Raw genomic sequence first — 1,425 nt, forward strand, 5'->3', positions numbered from 1 at the left:
ACACCTACCAGCTGCCGGCCAGCACCGGCAGGCCGTACACATGCTCGGAAAGGCCGTGTGCCCGCCGGTGGCGCGCGACGTCATCGCAGAACTGCGGAGGGCCGCGTGATTTCAGCTCACCGGGCGGTACTTTTCCAGCCACGCAATAGCGGCTTCCAAGCCTGCTTCCTCTGCGGCTTCCTCCGTGTCAAAGACCTGCCCGGTGAACCCGTTCGAGTCCTCGTCGCCGTCGGGCTTGTGCTCAGTGGCCACAAAAGCCGGCTGGAACTTGCCATCGGCCATCAATTCGCCATGGCTTCGAAGGGTGAAGCGACCGCTGTGCGCCTGCTGAACCTTTGCCATTCCCACCTCCATCGATCGGAGCCCAAAGTACGAGCGCGAACATCAAGACCGATCAGGGCTTGATCAGCGGCCATGCCGGTTTGACCGTGAATCAATCTTGCGCACGAGCCGCAGATCAACGGGAGGGCTGCAGCGTGATGCTCGCTGCACCGACCTTAATCCGCGACAGATCCTTCGTCAAAGGTGCCCACTGGCAATGGCGGATCGGAAGGTCTCGTGACCTCTTCTATGCACGCAGCGCAGACAGCTTGAGCCTTGCGTGCAACGTGGCGAACGCTCAAGCGATCCGGGAGAAGGAAGCACAGCGGCGCGCGGCGCATACGCCCGAGCAGCGAGCCCCCTGGAACAGCTGAAGGCAGCCTGGGCGGCCAGAAATCCCGCGAGGGTCAAGGCGGCCAGCGTCGCGGCGCGCCACGCCCGCCGGGCCGCTGCCGGCCGCTTCACAGCGCTCCAGTGGCAGCTCCTTTGCGCCCTCTATGACCACCGGTGTGCGGCCTGTGGCGCTACCGAGAAGCTCACCCCTGACCACATCGTGGCGCTGGCGCGCGGCGGCTCCAACCACATCGCCAACATCCAGCCGCTCTGCCTGGACTGCAACCAGCGGAAGTGGACCCAGGTCGTCTTCGGATTCCAGCCCTACGTGAACCCGGCCGCGATGCTGTCGGACCCGACAGCCTAGCGGGCGGGTGAGCCGGCCGCCGACACCGTCATGCCCATCGTCTACCAGAACGGCGCCGTGCAGCCCCTGCTGTTCAGGGCGGGGGACGCAGCGTGATGTCAGCCGCCACCAAACTCAAAGAGTGTTTTGCACTCTTCGCATCGAGCGCGACCCAGGCCGCCAGCGCTATCGAGGGGTTTCAGGCGGGCAACGGTGCCGTCCAAAAAACACCTGGGACACGGCAGAGGCTTGTCAGGATAGTCTTGCGCGAGAGCCCACCTCTCCTCCCATTCTTGAAGCTGCGCGTCCGTGGCGCCTCCCTGCTCCAAGTCGACTCGCAACGTGTGATGCATGCCTTTGAGAGTCATGGCCGTCTCCTGGTTCTGGAGTTCGCTCGACAACCAAACGCACAACCGTGCTTGGAG

At 64.4% G+C, this 1,425-nt stretch carries 2 protein-coding genes; one reads left to right on the top strand and one right to left on the bottom strand.

Annotation, left to right across the window (positions count from 1 at the left end):
- Positions 1–111: 111 nt before the first annotated feature.
- Positions 112–342, bottom strand: coding sequence for a hypothetical protein (locus AC1DY5_RS55530; RefSeq protein ID WP_478122686.1), 231 nt, complete (start codon positions 340–342; stop codon positions 112–114).
- A gap of 259 nt (positions 343–601) precedes the next feature.
- Between AC1DY5_RS55530 and AC1DY5_RS55535 the strand changes: the two genes are divergently transcribed.
- Complete coding sequence (locus AC1DY5_RS55535) at positions 602–1,021, top strand: HNH endonuclease (RefSeq protein WP_478122687.1); 420 nt, start codon at positions 602–604, stop codon at positions 1,019–1,021.
- Positions 1,022–1,425 lie beyond the last annotated feature (404 nt).

This window comes from Variovorax sp. P4_D9, assembly GCF_056401695.1.

Coding starts and splice junctions, on each gene's coding strand:
- AC1DY5_RS55530 (WP_478122686.1), bottom strand. CDS start 342: ATGGCAAAGGTTCAGCAGGCGCACAGCGGTCGCTTCACCCTTCGAAGC.